The organism is Pseudoalteromonas sp. RW-H-Ap-1, assembly GCF_048318575.1.
In the GTDB taxonomy this organism is placed as follows: domain Bacteria; phylum Pseudomonadota; class Gammaproteobacteria; order Enterobacterales; family Alteromonadaceae; genus Pseudoalteromonas.
Map to the genome: position 1 here is coordinate 678,901 of NZ_CP166996.1, position 17,141 is coordinate 696,041.

Consider the following 17,141-nt stretch of genomic DNA (forward strand, 5'->3'; position numbering starts at 1 on the left):
AACGCGTTTTATGTGATAGTGAAACAAGCGAAGAAGTTAATAGACTAAAGTAGATTACTGAAAACTTTTATTATCAGAATTCCAAATTTTAGTTAGTGCGTAGTAATACGGACTGACAACCAAATTTGCTTGGTGACAATAGCGTTTTGGACCCACCTGACCCCATGCCGAACTCAGTAGTGAAACGAAACAGCGCCGATGATAGTGTAGCATTTGTTATGTGAAAGTAGGTCATTACCAGGCTCCAAATTTAGTCGAAAGACTTTAAATTTAAAAATTAATAATAAGAAAATTGAAAAGAATTTTCTTGGTGACAATAGCGTTTTGGACCCACCTGAACCCATGCCGAACTCAGTAGTGAAACGAAACAGCGCCGATGATAGTGTAGCATTTGTTATGTGAAAGTAGGACATTACCAGGATCTAAATAAAAGAAACCCGTTACAGTAATGTGACTGGTTTTTTGCTGTCTGGGGTTTAGTAAATAGCCAAGAGCCCATGCCAAACTCAGTAGTCAAACAAAACAGCTCGAAGGCGAGCCCCGCGGAAGGCCGCCCCGACACAATGATAGTGTAGCATTTGTTATGTGAAAGTAGGTCATTACCAGGATTTAAATAAAGGAAACCCGTTACAGTAATGTGACGGGTTTTTTGCTGTTTACAGGAAAGCAAATAGCGCACACTCACCCAGCACTATCGCGTAGGTTGGGCAGCGAAGCGACTCCCGACACATAGAGAGTATCTCATTTGCTATGTGACGCTTTACCGATGTGTGCACTACTACATTCTACTGCGTTGTCGCTACGAAGTATCGCACCGACTCTAAATAAAGGAAACCCGTACAGCAATGTGTCGGGTTTTTTGTTGTCTGTAAAAAAGTGAAAAACAGAGATGCGGGATTAAAAGTATCATATTAAAGTGAAAAAGTAGGAACTTAAAGTCCTTACTATGGTTTACTTATGCTGTAATAGTTTCGACGTTTGTATTGAAATGTTTTTATTGATATCTGTAAATCCCCTATTTGCTCAACATTACCATGCGGTTATGGATCTGACGTGTTAAAATTTGATTTTAGATTTCGTATTATTGAGGTGTCGATTGCCAACGAGTGATTACCAACGAGTGTTAAATGAGATAACTCAAGAGGTTAAGCCTTTACTAACGCAGGGTAAAGTTGCCGATTATATACCGGCATTGGCAGAGGTTTCTCCTGAGCAGTTCTCTATTGCTATTTACACTACGGACGGAGAGATTTTCTGCGCCGGTAATTGTGAGCAACGCTTCACAATTCAATCTGTCTCTAAGGTTATGACTCTGACATTAGCGTTGCAACGCTATGGCGATGAATTATGGAATAGAGTTGGCAAAGAGCCTTCAGGTACGGCGTTTAACTCTCTGACACAGCTTGAGTTTGAAAAAGGGATTCCACGGAACCCATTTATTAATGCGGGAGCGATTGTTACCTGTGATGCATTGTATAGTCGTTTATCAGCTCCAATGCACTCTATGCTTGAAACATTTCGCGATTTATCAGGTAATCGAAGTATTGTAATTGATAAGCAAGTGGCTAACTCAGAGTATGAGTTTCGGCATCGAAATGCGGCAATGGCACATTTAATGAAATCATTCGGTAACTTTGAAAATGAAGTAGATGATGTCCTTTGGTCGTATTTTAATTTTTGTGCCATAGAACTTAATTGTATCGAGCTTGCTAAGGCGTACAATTTTTTAGCCAATAAAGGGATCGATTACAGCTCAAAAAAACGAATACTTTCTAGTCGTCAAAACAAGCAACTAAATTCGTTGTTGTTTACCAGTGGGTTATATGACGCAGCAGGTGACTTTGGTTATCGTGTAGGTATGCCTGGTAAATCGGGTGTTTCTGGAACAATATTAGCGGTGTTACCGAATAGGTTTACAGTTGCAGTCTATTCACCGGGATTAAACTCTTTTGGTAACTCAGTGGCGGGAATAGCAGCATTAGAGCTGCTATCTAAAAAGCTTGATATATCGATATTTTAGCTTCGTTTAGCGTAATGGGATCTTATTGATCCCAATACACTTGTTCTAAACAATCTTCGCGCTCAGGCAAACCACGTGATAAGCGAGGCGAATGCTGTACAAGCACTTCAAAGCTAGCACGGTTAGCGTATTTACTAATTTGTGCGAGCGATGAGTAGGTAATAGCCTGTTGCTGATGCTTTGCTGAGTTCGCAACATTCAACTTATGATAAACATTCGCTGATAAGTCATGTAAAACAGCAGCTAAAGCGCAATCACCGGCACCATTGGTATTTTTAATCGAGTCGGGCCCGCCCATAAACGGCGCTGTATGGCTATATGCCTTTATAGGGTTTTCACAGTCAACCCTGCGCATTGCACGTGAAAATTCATAACGATTAAAATCTGGTATGGCACCCGGTAATAATGGATACTCTGTTTCACGTTTGCAGCTGTCGTCAACAAAACCAGCCATAAATAAGCCTTTTTCACCGGCTGTACAAATAACTAAGTCAACCCAATCTAATGCTTTGTCAGCAGCAAGGAGTGGATCTTCATATCCAGTAATTGCTTGGCCTTCTTCTTCGTTCATAGCAAGTATATCAACATGCTTTTCTACAAAGTTAGCCCACCATGTCGGATCCTGCTCGATAAGAAACTTAGTCCCCAGTGTTAATACCACGGGTACATTTGCATCGTTAGCATACTTGATTGCTTGCATAGTCGCTTCGGTCATGGTTTCATCACCTTGAGTACGCATTAAATAAGCACTGATGACTAATGCTGATGAGCCTTCTATTAGCTCTTTATCAATTGACTCTGGCTTTAGGTAATTCATCAGGCCAGCACTAATAGCAAACGTGCGCTCACCTGTTTCATCAATCAAGGTAAAGCAACGGCCAATAGGACCATCGACTGGTTGTAAGTAGTCTAAATCTACACGACTTGAGTTATTACATAAAAATCGATAAGCATAACTGCCTATTTTTATATTTTCGCTCATTACGCCTAATAGTACCGAACGATCATCAGCAAGTACGGAATAGTTGTGCATCGTGTTGCCAACGGTCCCTCCTGCGAATTCGTAATCGACCATATCGTTTAGTTTTAAGCGATCGTATAAAGCATTAGTGATGTCATTATCTATAACTTGCGACATCCCTCGGCGCAATTGAAATTCATCGAGAAAAGCTTGGTCAACCTTAGCTTCTATATCAACAACGATTTGATCGATCCCCGTAATATAGCTGCGGTGTAATCGTTCTGTGGCGTTAAGTTGATTGGTCAGTGGATCTTTGGCTTCCACTGGAAAATAATGTTTATGCCTGCGGCGTCCAGGAAATTTCATTTGCTACCCGTGTTGTGAGCTAAATAAAAAAAGCGAGAGATTATAGCGTAAATCCCGCCTTATGGGCCATGGTAAACCACTTAAATTTGTTTTATTTTTGCAATAAAGTGATCAATAGCGCATTTTATTACGCTAAGTTGGTATAATTACGGCATAAAAAATAGTTAAGTAATAATCATGACAGAGCCATTTGACGACCAATATTGGATGGAACAAGCCCTTGTGTATGCAAAACAAGCAGAGCAACTCGATGAGATACCTGTAGGCGCTATTATTGTCAAAAATAATCAGCTTATAAGCGCGGGTTATAATCGCTCAATTACTGATAATGATCCATCTGCTCATGCTGAGATGATAGCGGTAAGAGAAGCCGGCAAAGTGCTTAATAACTATCGCTTAATTGATTGCACTTTATATGTCACGCTAGAGCCGTGCTCTATGTGTGCAGGTTTATTGGTGCACAGCCGAATTAAACGCTTGGTATTTGGTGCTGCCGATGCTAAAACCGGTTCTGCTGGTTCAATTATGAACTTATTGCAAGAACCTCGTCTGAACCATCAGGTAGAAATAACGGGTGGGGTTTTAGAGACACAATGTGCAGAGACTATTTCGAGTTTTTTAAGCGTCGCCGGGCGCAGATAAAAGCAGCAAAGCTAGCCGCTCGTATTGCTAACAGCGATTAGTCAGCTGCTGCTATTAGAGCATCTAACTCAGCCATTTGTTGCATAGCGAACATGCGGCGACGCCAAATAACCTTTTTATGCAAGTTTCTTAACATCACTCGACGGCGAGTAGCAGTTGAGTGCTTTATACAACGTTTAAGTTGATGTGTACGTCTACGTTTAAGCATGACTTATCCTTATGTGCTTGGTGATGACACAAATTTTAATACAATTGAGCCAGATTATTGAATAATTGATTGCAAGTAAACAACTATTTGCTTTTCTGGCATGTCGCTAATTCAGCGCGAAATTTCATAGCATATTTATTTCTCTTTTTCGACTTCATCACTAGTACGTTGATTTGCCTCATCTGGTTTAATAGTCTGCTCTTTTGTTTCGCTTGCTGGCGGTATAGTTGCCATTGCGTCATTTTCATCCAGCCAAACTAGCGCATCGTAATAGCGACGAATATTGTCAACGTAAGTCACTGCAACATCACCGCGAGCATAGCCATAGCGGGTATTACGGTAGTGACGTTTTTTTACTAGTAATGGTAAGCGCTTTTTAACATCAGCCCATTTATCAGGGCTAGCTCCTTGCTGTTCGGTAATTATGCGGGCATCGTTGACGTGCCCCCAACCAACATTATAAGCCGCAAGCGCAAGCCAAGTACGATCAGGCTGAGGGATTCTATCTGGTATACGCTTGATCAATTTAGCTAAGTATTTCGCACCGCCACGTATGTTTTGTTCTGGTTCTAAGCGATTAGTAACACCGACTTGTTTTGCTGTGCGCCTTGTTAGCATCATAATACCGCGTACACCCGTTGGTGATTTAGCTCGTGGGTTCCACATCGACTCTTGATAACTCAATGCAGCAAGTAAGCGCCAATCAAGGCTACCCGCATATTGCACAAACCAAGGTTGATATTTAGGCAGTGTTTCTTTTATTGCATCTATGTAGGCTAAGGTATTAACGTAATTAAACTGACGGACATGGCCAAAATACTTCTCTTCAAGTACATAAAGTTGATTGTTTTGTTTTGCTTCACCGAAAAAAGGAACTAGCAATGCGTACAAAGAGTCATCATTCGACTTTTTGAGTATCCATGCAATTGAATCATTACGGGTAACTGAAAAGCCAATACTCAAGTTAGGATGATAACGCCTAAACAACGCTAATGTATGAGAATCCGCTAAGGTGTAATCTATCTCCCCATCAATAACGGCTTGTAATAACTCTTCCTCATCAAACTCTTCGGTTTCATTCCAAGTTAAATCAGGGTTGTTTTGTTGCATTTCCTCTAATGTGAGCGAGTGACTACTTTTGGCAATAACAGTGAAGTTACCAGTTAAATCATCAAAATCTCTTGGGCGTTCTCGGCCTTGTTTAAATACTAATTTTTGACTAATTGTTCTGTATGTTGGGCCATAGCGGTAACGTTTGGCGCGCGCCTTGTTAAAAGTAAGTCCAGAGGCAATTAAATCTAGGTCGCCACTATCTAAGCGCGCAAACATATCGGATAAATTAAAAAAGGGCACAATTTCAAGCTCTACCCCAAGGTAATCGGCGAATGCTTGAGAGAGCTCAAATTCAAACCCTTGTTCACCTTGAACAGCTTGATAGTAATTACTTGCGCTGGCGAGTGTACCCACACGAATTTTATTTTCTGATTTAATTTGGGCAAGCTGTGTTGACTGCTCTTGTGTATTACAGGCACACAAAAGGATGACTAACGTAATAATTGTTATTAGCTTTATCTTCAACATATTCGCCTCTTTAGCATCGTATCTCCTGTTATAACAAAACTTACTGATTACGTCACTTACCGTTTAATCGCAGTAAGTAAAAAATAGGTGTAAACAAAAAGAAAAAGTTAATTTAATGAAAAGCGCATTTTTGAGTTAAATCTGAGAGTAATTTGGACTATAATACGCGCCTAAAATATCGTTCAATCCCTAACCCCGGGTGAAATTACTTATGTTGATCCTTCGTGGTGCACCAGCACTTTCAGAGTTCAGAGTTAATAAAATTTTAGCGCGTTGCCAACAATCGCAACTTCCTGTCACTAATGTATATGCCGAATACGCTCACTTTGCCGATTTAACATCGCCATTAAACAATGATGAGCAAACCAAACTTGAAAAGTTATTAACCTATGGACCAACAATTGCTGAGCATACGCCAGCGGGTCAGTTGGTATTAGTAACGCCTCGACCTGGTACTATTTCGCCATGGGCTTCAAAAGCGACTGATATCGCTCATAACTGTGGGCTTAAGCAAGTTCATCGCGTAGAGCGAGGAATTGCATATTATGTTGAGGGTGATTTAAGCGCCGAGCAGCTTGCACAGGTTACAGCGCTTCTTCATGATCGCATGACTGAAGCTACTCATAGCAAATTAGAAGATGCAGCGCAGTTATTTCGCAGCGATGCGCCACGCCCAATGTCATCAGTTGATATCTTAGGTGGCGGCCGCGAAGCATTAGCTGTAGCCAATATAGAGCAAGGGTTTGCACTTGCTGATGATGAAATTGACTACTTAGTTGAAAACTTCATCAAGTTAGGGCGCAACCCTAACGACATCGAATTATTCATGTTTGCACAAGCAAACTCAGAGCATTGTCGTCATAAAATATTTAATGCTGATTGGACTATCGATGGTATTGAGCAGCCAAAGTCGTTGTTTAAAATGATTAAAAATACCTTTGAGCATAATCCTGAAAATGTACTGTCTGCCTATAAAGATAACGCAGCCGTAATGAAAGGTTCAAAGGCGGGTCGCTTCTTCCCGAATGTGCAAGGTGAATATGCGTATCATCAAGAAGACATTGAAATTTTAATGAAAGTTGAAACCCATAACCACCCAACAGCAATTGCTCCTTTCTCTGGTGCGGCGACTGGGTCGGGTGGTGAGATTCGAGATGAGGGCGCAACCGGTCGAGGCTCTAAGCCAAAAGCGGGTTTGGTAGGTTTTACTGTATCTAATTTACGCATTCCAGGTTTTGAACAACCTTGGGAAAGTGATTTTGGTAAGCCGGGTCGTATTGTTAACGCCTTAGATATTATGACTGAAGGCCCATTAGGTGGTGCTGCGTTTAATAATGAGTTTGGCCGCCCTAATCTTTTAGGTTATTTCCGTACTTATGAAGAAAAAGTAACGAGTCACAATGGTGAAGAGGTACGTGGTTACCACAAGCCAATTATGCTTGCCGGTGGTTTAGGAAATATTCGTGCTGATCATGTTCAAAAAGGCGATATTCCAGTAGGCGCAAAATTGATTGCGCTTGGCGGCCCTGCAATGAACATTGGTTTAGGCGGTGGTGCTGCATCTAGCATGGCATCGGGTCAATCAAACGAAGATTTAGATTTTGCTTCTGTTCAACGTGAAAACCCAGAAATGGAACGTCGTTGTCAAGAAGTGATCGACAAATGTTGGCAGCTAGGTGATGCAAACCCTATTGCGTTTATACACGATGTGGGCGCCGGCGGTTTATCAAATGCATTCCCTGAGCTTGTTAATGATGGTGGACGTGGTGGTAAATTCCAACTACGCGATATCCCTAATGATGAGCCGGGCATGGCACCACACGAAATTTGGTGTAATGAATCGCAAGAGCGATATGTGCTTGCTGTGGGCGTTGAAGACTTTGCACGCTTTGAAGCAATTTGTAAGCGTGAGCGCGCACAATATGCAGTTATTGGTGAAGCAACAGAAGAGCGCCATTTAACAGTTGCCGATAGTCATTTTGATAACAGCCCTGTAGATTTACCATTGGATGTATTACTAGGTAAAGCACCTAAAATGCATCGTGATGTTACGTCGCAACAAGTAGTCGGTACTGCATTAAATGTAGAGGCAATTAATCCTGCGGATGCAGCGCAGCGTTTATTACGTTTACCAACCATTGCAGAAAAAACCTTCCTGATTACTATTGGCGATCGCTCTGTAACTGGTTTAGTAGCGCGCGATCAAATGGTAGGCCCATGGCAAGTGCCTGTGGCTAACTGTGCAGTTACCGCAGCAACTTACGATACCTACCACGGTGAAGCTATGTCACTAGGTGAACGTACTCCAGCGGCATTACTTAATTATGGCGCCTCAGCACGTTTGGCTGTGGCCGAGTCTCTTACAAATATTGCTGGTACTAATATTGGTAGCCTTGAGAACATTAAGCTATCTGCTAACTGGATGGCGGCTGCAGGTCACCCTGGTGAAGACGCAGGTTTATATGAAGCGGTAAAAGCTGTTGGTGAAGAGTTATGTCCAGCACTTGGGTTAACAATCCCAGTAGGTAAAGACTCGATGTCGATGAAAACGACATGGAAAAATGAAGATGATACAACTGAGCAATCAGTAACATCGCCTTTATCACTGATTATTACAGCCTTTGGCCGTGTTGACGATGTACGTAAAACGGTGACTCCACAGCTGCGCACTGATAAGGGCGACACTTCGCTTATTTTAGTTGATTTAGGTGCGGGTAAAAACCGACTGGGCGCATCAAGCCTTGCACAAGTTTATAAGCAGCTTGGTGATGTTACTCCAGATGTAGATAGCCCTGAGTTACTAAAAGGCTTTTATAATGCTATGCAGGCGCTAGTGGCTGATAGCAAGTTACTTGCGTATCATGACCGTTCAGACGGTGGCTTGTTTACTACTATCGCTGAAATGGCGTTTACCGGACATACCGGTGTAACCGTAGATTTAGCGACTTTGACAGGCTCTGATATTGAAGCGCTTTATAACGAAGAGTTAGGTGCTGTAATTCAAGTAGCAAACAGTGATTTAGATGCTGTAAAAGCTGTATTTGAGCAGCATGGTGTTGCCGCAATTAGCCATGTGATTGGCTCGCTTAATAATGACGATAACATTGTATTTAATCGTGGTGAGCAAACAGTACTTAATCATACGCGTACTGAGCTTCGTACAATTTGGGCCGAAACAACCTATCAGATGCAAGCGCGTCGTGATAACCCTGAGTGTGCAAAGCAAGAGTTTGACGCTAAATTTGATGCAAAAGACCCAGGCTTAAACGTTAAACTTAACTTTGACTTAAACGAAGATATTGCTGCACCGTACATTGCGACAGGTGCTAAGCCACAAATGGCTATTTTACGTGAGCAGGGCGTTAACTCGCACCTAGAAATGGCTGCTGCGTTTAACCGTGCTGGTTTTGCTGCGGTAGATGTTCACATGAGTGATATTTTAGAAGGTCGTTTAACGCTTGAACAGTTCAAAGGTTTGGTGGCATGTGGTGGCTTCTCTTACGGTGACGTATTAGGCGCCGGTGAAGGCTGGGCTAAGTCAATATTGTTTAACGATATGGCACGCGATCAGTTCCAAAGCTTCTTCCATCGTGAAGATACCTTTAGCTTAGGTGTATGTAACGGTTGTCAGATGCTATCAACATTAAAAGAGTTGATTCCAGGTACTGAACATTGGCCGCGCTTTGTAACTAATAAGTCAGAGCGTTTTGAAGCACGCTTTAGTCTGGTTGAAATTCAAGAAAACCCATCGGTGTTCTTTAATGGTATGGCAGGTTCACGTATGCCAATTGCAGTTTCACATGGTGAAGGTCATGCAGAATTTGCAAACGATGCGGCAACTAAGGCTGCACTTGCAAGCGGCACCGTAGCGGTTAAGTTTGTTGATAACTACGGTAATCCAACAACACAGTACCCAGCAAACCCGAATGGTTCACCTGAAGGGATCACTGGTATTACATCAACAGATGGTCGTGCAACTGTAATGATGCCACACCCTGAACGTGTATTCCGTGCGGTTGCTAACTCTTGGCACCCAGATGAGTGGGGCGAGGATAGCCCATGGATGCGTATGTTTAGAAATGCGCGTAAAAATGTAGGTTAATATACACGCTGGATTCATGCTCTAAATGTAAGATAAAAAGGCTGCCTTGTGCAGCCTTTTTTGTTTAGACTGTTCAAGGTTCAAGGTTCAAGGTTCAAGGTTCAAGGTTCAAATTAAGGATAGAATGATCAAACGTATCGCATGGGGAATCGTGTTTTTATTTCTGAGTGTTTTAACACTGGGTTATGTATTTCGTATGCCTATAACTCAATGGGCTATAGCGCCATCTTTGAGCCAATCTGGCGTTGAACTACATTGTTTAGATTGGTCACTAAATGCAAATATTAGCTTAGACGTAAACCGATTATGTTTGACTTACCAAGGCCATCAAATTGAGCTTGGTGGCATTGTGGCGAATACAAAAAAAATAACTGTTGGCCGCGCTAATCTTCGTTTAAATGATAGTGAGAATGTCTCAGCAAGCAATAATTCCTTCAAAAAGCTGGCACTTAGTTTACCCAAAGAGCGGCCGAAAATTGATATCAAAAGATTGTTAATTACCCACCCACAACTTCATGATGAACTGGTAGTTGGCATTGTTGAAGAGAAGCTAAATACATTTGTGATTTCAGGTGATGCAGTCGCAGAGGTAACAGTCAGCAATCATAAAATTACTGGTCATTTTAAGTTAGCTGATGGATTACTAACAAAGATAAAGCCGATACCCGCGCTTTCATTAAACAGTGGGCATGAGTTCATCTTCGATGGTTTATCAGTTGATATAAAATCAAACATAGATGCTGAGTTTACACAGCAATTTAGTAAATGCCCAGTAACGCTAAAGGCTTTTGGTGATATGAATATTTACTATCACTTTAACGATAAAAAAGCCTTGTTAAATACACAGCAATTAACCAGCTTGGTAACGTTTGATAGTGACTGTTTGGCGCTTATAAATAATCAATCACAGCGTGAATTTGTAGCCAAGCAGCTGCCGTTAAAATGGCAATTGATGCTCAGTGATACGGTAAAGTTTGAAAACGGACAACTTGTTATACCGTCAATGCTATTAAACACTAAAAATAGTGAAACGAAGCTGAGCCTGAAAAACCTAGCAATTAATATTCAGCAGCCGTTAGAGTATGCCAAAGGCAATATTAAGTTATTGTTTATCAGTGAAAACGTTGAGCATATAGAAATAGATGCAGCTTTAAATAACTTGGCTGTGAATGGCAACTACCAATTAAATGTCGATGAGCTGCCTGATTTTTTACCTGTATCAGCTAAAAAGGTAGCAAGCACAGGTCAATTTAAAATAGCGGATGTTTTACATCATAAAAAAAATGCGAAAATAACCAGCGAGATTGCTTTTGCTGAGCTTAGTTTTGATAAATTAACAGCAAAGGGCTACAAGGCACAGTTTACGACTGAGCTTGACGATAAACAAAATATCAACGCAAGCTTGGATAGCCAATTACACTCAGTGGCTTATGAGCAATACCAAGTGCGTGGTGTAAATAATCAATTATCAGCATCTTCTAGTTTGGCTGTTGGCGAATTATTTGTCGATTTAAACAGTGAAACTAAACTTACCCAACTTAACAGTGACTTTTTAAACCTAAGTAATATTCGCATTAGCTCTAAAGGCCTGCAAAGTCGGGCGCTTCAAGCCTCACATCATGTATTTATTGATGGTATTGAATTGGTAGCCAGTCACCACATATCTGCTGTGGAGCATCCATTTGAGATAACAGTTGCAGATCAAGCCGTGACTAAACTTAACCCTGTTTTACAGCAGTTTGAACCATTAGCCACGCTGACCGACGGTAGCTTTAATGGGGTTGTTCGCGGAGATGTTAATTTACAGCAGGCTGAGTTTACATTTCAAGTAGAACAGGTAAGTGGCTTATACAACGATTATTTAGCTACGCATTTTAGCAGTCGCTTAACGGGTTCTTATGATTCAGGGCAGCTTAATGTGGCTCCTACTACATTTGAATTAAATGAGTTACGAGCAGGTGCTGTTGTGAGTAACATTGTCGGTAATTTTAGTGTTGAGAACTCTATTGCTCGCGCTGAAAAAATAACTGCTGATGTACTGGGTGGTCGTTTTGCTTTGGATAGCTACAAAGTGACGGAAAGCGCGCAGCAGTCTTTGGTCACATTTGAAAATGTTGATGCGAGTAAACTTATTACCTTAGATGACAAATCAGGCATTACACTAACTGGTCGAGTGAATGGCCGCTTACCCGTTTACTTTGATCAACAAGGTATTTCGGTAAAATCTGGTGAATTATCTAACCAAGGAACAGGTAAACTAGTTATTACTGACAATGCAGCTTTTGATGCAGTTAAAGCTCAGCAACAAGAACTGGACCCGATTTTAAGCTTGTTGGAAGATTTAGACATTCAGAGCTTAAACAGTAGTGTTGACTTAAAGCCTGACGGTTGGCTTTATTTAGGTGTAAACTTAAAGGGATACAATAAGGAACAGGCGCAGCAAGTTAACTTTAATTACAACCATGAAGAAAATGTTTTTACACTCTTAAGAGCATTGCGCTTAAGTGATGAAATTACTCAAAAAGTTGAACAAGAGTATTCAACAAAAGGAACTAAAAATGACTAAATGGCTGATAATACTTACAGCACTGGGGTTGCTTAGTGCATGTACGCACCGCGTTGAAGTGGCAGCGAAAGAGCCTATCACCATTAATTTAAATGTGAAGGTTGATCATGAAATTCGCGTAAAAGTTGATAAAGAGCTAGATGACTTATTTAGCGATGACAGTGAGTTATTCTAAGGAGCAATTATGAGTTTATTAAAAAATAAAAAGTTAAACGTGATCACACTTTTGAGTGCCGCTTTATTGTCATTTTCTGCTTGGGCAATCAGTTTAGATGATGCTAAAAACCAAGGGCTTGTGGGTGAAGATAGCTCAGGTTATTTAGGTTTGGTTGTACAAAATGCAGAGGCTAAAGCGGTTGTTGATGAAATTAACGCAAAGCGCAAAGCACAATATTTAAAACTTGCGAAAAAGAACAACTTGTCACTTGCTCAAGTAGAAGCACTAGCGGCGGCAAAAACCATTGAAAAAACCCAAGCAGGGCATTTCGTTGAAGTTAATGGTGAGTGGGTTAAAAAATAACTCTGCGCATTATTAAAAACCAAAAACCGAGCTTATGCGCTCGGTTTTTTGCAATTTTCAAGTAGCTGCTGCCAAAAGTGAATTCCCTTACGGCGAGCTAAGTTGATATTGTGTTCAGGAATTGATTCTGGCTCGTTGTATTCATCTAGTGCCGCGCTCATACTTGCTTCACGTATTAAGTGTAAAGTAGGAAAAGGCGAGCGATTAGTATAATTTGCAGCGTCATCTTCATCACTATCAGCAAAAACATAGTCAGGATGAAAGTTTGCAATTTGGTACTTCCCCTCAAACCCTTGTACAACTAGTAGCGCATTTGCTAAATCAACAAGGTCTAAGAAATCTTCAAAATCAGTAAAGCCATTATCAAATATTAACAAAGTGGTTTCACGCTGAAGGTCACGGTCAAGCTGGGCACATTGTTCAAGCATATCCATAACAGCATCATCAATTTTTGAGGCGCTACTCATGGTGTAATGAATGCAGTTATTTTCAACCTCTTTACGGGCAAATGGACAAAAATTGTATTTTACAATCACAGCACTTACCCATTCACGGGTTTGAGATATAGCTAAATGAGTCACGGTTTTGGCTCTAAATAAGGAGTTATGATGGCAAGCGTTTTGGCAATAGCCCCTTGGTTTTTAGCAACGCACTGAGCGGCTTTACTGCCAAGAATATCACACGCTTTGGTGTTTTTAATTAAGCGAAGCAATGCAAGCACCAGTTCGTCAGTATTTTCAACTACATGGGCACCTTTTAGTTTAATAAGTTCAGGGTAAACATGGTCAAAGTTGTAGGTATGTGGGCCGGTAAGTACACCCACTGCAAAAGCTGCCGACTCTAATGGGTTATGGCCACCACGACGAATTAAACTGCCACCGATAAAACTAATATTAGCGGCACCATATAGATATTGTAATTCACCTAATGTGTCGGCTAATACAACTTGTTCATTGTTATAATTTTTTTGACTGCGGCGACTAAAGCTAAGGTTTGAGTGAGTCAGTAGCTCTGCAACTTTATCAAATTGTTCAGGGTGACGTGGCGCAATGATCAGTAAAGCGTCAGGATGTGTTTTTAATAGTTGCTGGTGGGCTGCTAAAATAAACTCATGCTCTATAGGGTGTGTAGAACCTGCAACCCATATAAAGCGTTCTGCTTTTTTATAATCTTGCTTTAAAGAGGCGACTTTATCGAGTTGTGCAGTGGTCGGGGTAATATCAAATTTTATTGATCCCGTTACATGGCTTTTTTCAGCAGGTAGTCCTAATTCAATAAAGCGACTTGCATCGGTTTTGTCGTGACTTGCGAGTGCCGTAATTGATTGCATGATACTGCGAGTTAGCTGGGCCACTTTTTCGTAGCCTTGCTGTGACTTTTCAGATAGCCGTGCGTTAACAACCAATACAGGTATATTTTGTTTGTGCGCATTAGCCATTAAGTTCGGCCAGAGTTCAGTTTCTAAAATACAGAGTAATTGCGGCTTTACTCGTTTTAAAAAGCGAGTGGTGGCCATAGGAAAATCAATGGGTAAATAGCTAACAGCAGCGCTTTGTTTAAACTGTGCGGTAACTTGCTCTCGTCCTGTTGGAGTATTGCAGGTAATTAAAATATTTAACTGCGGTTGCTCATGTTGTAGGGCTTTGATTAAAGGGGTGGCAGCTAACACCTCGCCCACAGAAGCACAATGAAATACAACCGGTTTATTGTTGTTTGAAAATAAAGCGCGGTTTATGAAGCCAAAACGTTCCTTAAAGTGAGCGCGATATCCTGCGTTTTTTTACCTCTTAGTACATATAAATAAAATACAATCAGCGGGCTAATAATAATTAATGCGAGTGAATAAAAAATGCGTGCCATACTGTGCTTTATGTAAATGAAAGTGGCGCTAGTTTAGCGTGAAATCGTTTTTTTCTAAATACACAAATATAAAATAGCCACTTGAAAAGGTAACAACGATAAAAACCTTCTTTATCTGAATAATAACTTTCTGCCCGTGCTTTAATTTAGTTATATAGAGGTGATTTGGCTATAAAATTATGGAATAATGAAATTAATTTTTCCTGCCATTTCAGTTCCAAGAGGAATATCTCATGTCAATTATAGATTCAGTGGCAACTAGCTACCTAGAAAGTTTAAATCGTCACCAAGTATTGTTCGAAACCATGGAGGCGTATCATCAAGAGGTAATGCAGTTGTTAGAAGCATGTCATAGTGCTTTACAGGCTGGTGGTAAGGTTGTTTGGTTTGGTAATGGCGGCAGTGCGGCTGATGCTCAGCATTTGGCTGCAGAGTTTGTAGTACGTTATAAGTTAGAGCGAGGACCGTTAGCGTCTATTGCTTTAACCACAGACACCTCTATTTTAACAGCGCACAGTAATGACTATCATTTTGATACGGTATTTGAACGCCAAGTACAGGCGCTATGTAAACCTGAAGATATTGTAATTGGCTTAACTACATCGGGCACCAGTAATAATATTAATTTAGCGTTAGAAGCCGCTAATGAAGTAGGGGCGTTCACTGTTGCATTTACAGGTCGCGATGGGGGGAAAGTAAAAGACATCGCCAAGTTACCTATTATTATTAAAAATGATGAAACAGCCCGTATTCAAGAAGCTCACATGTTTATCGGCCATTGGTTGTGTGAAGCCATGGATATGGTTGTTGCGGAGCAGCAATAATGGATTTATCGCTATTAAAAAACTTATCAGCAGCACGTATTCTAGTGGTTGGCGATGTTATGCTCGATCGCTACTGGTATGGTGATTCTGGCCGTATTTCGCCAGAGGCACCAGTACCCGTTGTAAAAGTCAGTAAATTTGAAGACAAAGCTGGTGGTGCTGCCAATGTGGCTAAAAATATAGCCCGTCTAGATGGCAAAGTAGGTTTACTCGGCCTAATTGGCGAGGATGAAAGCGGACAAATTTTAGAAAACATTCTAGAAGGTGAAAAAATAAATTCACAGCTTGTGAGTGTATGTGATTTGCCCACCATTTCTAAAATGCGGGTGATCAGTCGTCATCAGCAAGTTGTGCGTTTAGATTTAGAAGAGGCTTTTAATGAGTCTCATAGCCAGTTGTTATTAAATCGATTAGAGCTGGTGCTGAGTGATTACGACTTTATTGTGTTTTCTGATTACAACAAAGGCTCACTCGCGTTAATCAAAAAAATGATTTCGGTTGCTAAAAAAGCAGGTAAAACCGTGCTTGTTGACCCTAAATCATCTGATTTAGAGTTGTACCGAGGGGCTGATTACATAACCCCTAATTTAAATGAGTTTAAATTAGCGGGTGGTCAGGTTGGTTTAGAAGAGTTGCTTGCTAGCAGCGCGCGTACCCTGATCAGTGATGCGGGTATTAACGCCATGCTACTAACACGCTCAGAACAAGGTATGTCATTAATTGATGCAACGCAAAAGCATGACTTTGCAGCGCAGCAGCTCGAAGTAAGTGATGTAACCGGTGCGGGCGATACTGTTATTGCCACCCTTGCTGTTATGCTAGGTGCGGGTATGACCGCCAAAGATGCAGTCGAAATTGCAAACTTAGCAGCCGGTATTGCAGTAAGTAAATTGGGAGCGGCTACCGTTTCTCCTGAAGAGTTGAGCCGCAAGTTAGGCCAATACTTACAAGCCACTGGCGAGCATTATCAAACCCCATTTGATGATGTATTACAGCATATTGAATTTGCAAAGCAAAATGGTGAAACCATTGTATTTACTAATGGTTGTTTTGATATTTTGCATGCAGGCCATGTGCGCTATTTAGCGCAAGCTAAAGCGCGTGGTGATAGATTAGTGGTTGGTTTAAATAACGATGAATCTATTGCCCGTTTAAAAGGTCCTGAGCGCCCAATTAACCCATTAGATGAGCGTGCTATGGTACTAAGTGCATTAGCCTCTGTTGATTGGGTTATTCCGTTTGGCAGTGAGGATGAAAATGACACACCTGCAAAGCTAATTGAGCAAATTAGCCCAGATATTCTTGTTAAAGGTGGTGATTACACCGTTGAGCAAATTGCTGGTGCCGAGCATGTGTTGCGTCATGGCGGAAAAGTCGAAGTGCTTGAGTTTTTAGATGGTTGTTCTACATCAAAAGTGATTAGCAAAATTAAAAGCTAGCTAGTTAGCTAGTTAGTGAAATAAAAAAGGGGATAAACTTTGGTTTATCCCC

At 41.1% G+C, this 17,141-nt stretch carries 11 protein-coding genes, 2 rRNA genes and 2 pseudogenes; 10 read left to right on the forward strand and 5 right to left on the reverse strand.

Annotated features, from left to right (window positions below; all coding sequences use genetic code 11):
• Positions 1–128 precede the first annotated feature (128 nt).
• The 3 genes from rrf (AB8618_RS03150) (at position 129) to glsB (ending at position 2,020) form a co-directional block, all read left to right on the forward strand.
• A 5S ribosomal RNA gene (rrf, locus tag AB8618_RS03150) occupies positions 129–243 on the forward strand.
• A 63-nt stretch (positions 244–306) separates the two neighbouring features.
• Positions 307–421 (forward strand): 5S ribosomal RNA (gene rrf / locus AB8618_RS03155).
• A gap of 675 nt (positions 422–1,096) precedes the next feature.
• Entirely contained in the window at positions 1,097–2,020 is a 924-nt protein-coding gene (gene glsB / locus AB8618_RS03160; protein WP_418157331.1) for a glutaminase B, read from the forward strand.
• A gap of 22 nt (positions 2,021–2,042) precedes the next feature.
• On the opposite strand, the gene AB8618_RS03165 is transcribed toward glsB, so the two are convergent.
• Positions 2,043–3,347 (reverse strand): inosine/guanosine kinase, encoded by a 1,305-nt coding sequence (locus AB8618_RS03165; RefSeq protein ID WP_413401346.1) that lies wholly within the window; start codon positions 3,345–3,347, stop codon positions 2,043–2,045.
• A gap of 177 nt (positions 3,348–3,524) precedes the next feature.
• Between AB8618_RS03165 and tadA the strand changes: the two are divergent.
• Positions 3,525–4,030 (forward strand): annotated as a pseudogene (gene tadA, locus AB8618_RS03170) (tRNA adenosine(34) deaminase TadA).
• Here the strand turns inward: tadA and AB8618_RS03175 are convergent.
• Positions 4,027–4,197, reverse strand: coding sequence for a hypothetical protein (locus AB8618_RS03175; RefSeq protein ID WP_008115566.1), 171 nt, complete (start codon positions 4,195–4,197; stop codon positions 4,027–4,029). The pseudogene tadA and the gene AB8618_RS03175 sit on opposite strands and share 4 nt — an antisense overlap.
• A 135-nt stretch (positions 4,198–4,332) precedes the next feature.
• On the reverse strand, positions 4,333–5,778 hold the full coding sequence (gene mltF, locus AB8618_RS03180) for a membrane-bound lytic murein transglycosylase MltF (RefSeq protein ID WP_413401347.1): 1,446 nt from the start codon (positions 5,776–5,778) through the stop codon (positions 4,333–4,335).
• Between the two features lie 211 nt (positions 5,779–5,989).
• Between mltF and purL the strand changes: the two genes are divergently transcribed.
• The 4 genes from purL (at position 5,990) to AB8618_RS03200 (ending at position 12,966) form a co-directional block, all read left to right on the forward strand.
• Complete coding sequence (purL, locus tag AB8618_RS03185) at positions 5,990–9,880, forward strand: phosphoribosylformylglycinamidine synthase (protein WP_413401348.1); 3,891 nt, start codon at positions 5,990–5,992, stop codon at positions 9,878–9,880.
• Positions 9,881–10,004: 124 nt separating this feature from the next.
• Positions 10,005–12,446 carry a YdbH domain-containing protein gene (locus AB8618_RS03190; RefSeq protein ID WP_409424801.1) on the forward strand — a complete coding sequence of 814 codons (2,442 nt, stop codon included), beginning with the start codon at positions 10,005–10,007 and terminating at the stop codon, positions 12,444–12,446.
• A complete protein-coding gene (locus AB8618_RS03195) occupies positions 12,439–12,621 on the forward strand; it encodes a YnbE family lipoprotein (protein ID WP_008115575.1) in 183 nt (60 codons plus the stop codon). The genes AB8618_RS03190 and AB8618_RS03195 overlap by 8 nt, the downstream gene beginning before the upstream one ends.
• Before the next feature lie 9 nt (positions 12,622–12,630).
• Positions 12,631–12,966, forward strand: a complete 336-nt coding sequence (locus tag AB8618_RS03200; protein WP_008115577.1) for a YdbL family protein — start codon at positions 12,631–12,633, stop codon at positions 12,964–12,966.
• A 32-nt stretch (positions 12,967–12,998) separates the two neighbouring features.
• Here AB8618_RS03200 and AB8618_RS03205 read toward each other — a convergent pair whose 3' ends face one another.
• Positions 12,999–13,547 (reverse strand): DUF1415 domain-containing protein, encoded by a 549-nt coding sequence (locus AB8618_RS03205; protein ID WP_413401349.1) that lies wholly within the window; start codon positions 13,545–13,547, stop codon positions 12,999–13,001.
• Positions 13,544–14,826, reverse strand: a pseudogene (gene waaA, locus AB8618_RS03210) (lipid IV(A) 3-deoxy-D-manno-octulosonic acid transferase). The gene AB8618_RS03205 and the pseudogene waaA overlap by 4 nt, the downstream one beginning before the upstream one ends.
• A 233-nt stretch (positions 14,827–15,059) precedes the next feature.
• On the opposite strand from waaA, the gene AB8618_RS03215 reads away from it, so the two are divergent.
• Positions 15,060–15,650: a D-sedoheptulose-7-phosphate isomerase gene (locus tag AB8618_RS03215; RefSeq protein ID WP_290171007.1), complete on the forward strand. Its 591-nt coding sequence runs from the start codon at positions 15,060–15,062 to the stop codon at positions 15,648–15,650.
• Positions 15,650–17,089, forward strand: a complete 1,440-nt coding sequence (gene hldE, locus AB8618_RS03220) for a bifunctional D-glycero-beta-D-manno-heptose-7-phosphate kinase/D-glycero-beta-D-manno-heptose 1-phosphate adenylyltransferase HldE (protein ID WP_413401351.1) — start codon at positions 15,650–15,652, stop codon at positions 17,087–17,089. Before AB8618_RS03215 ends, hldE begins: the two co-directional genes overlap by 1 nt.
• Positions 17,090–17,141: the final 52 nt, after the last annotated feature.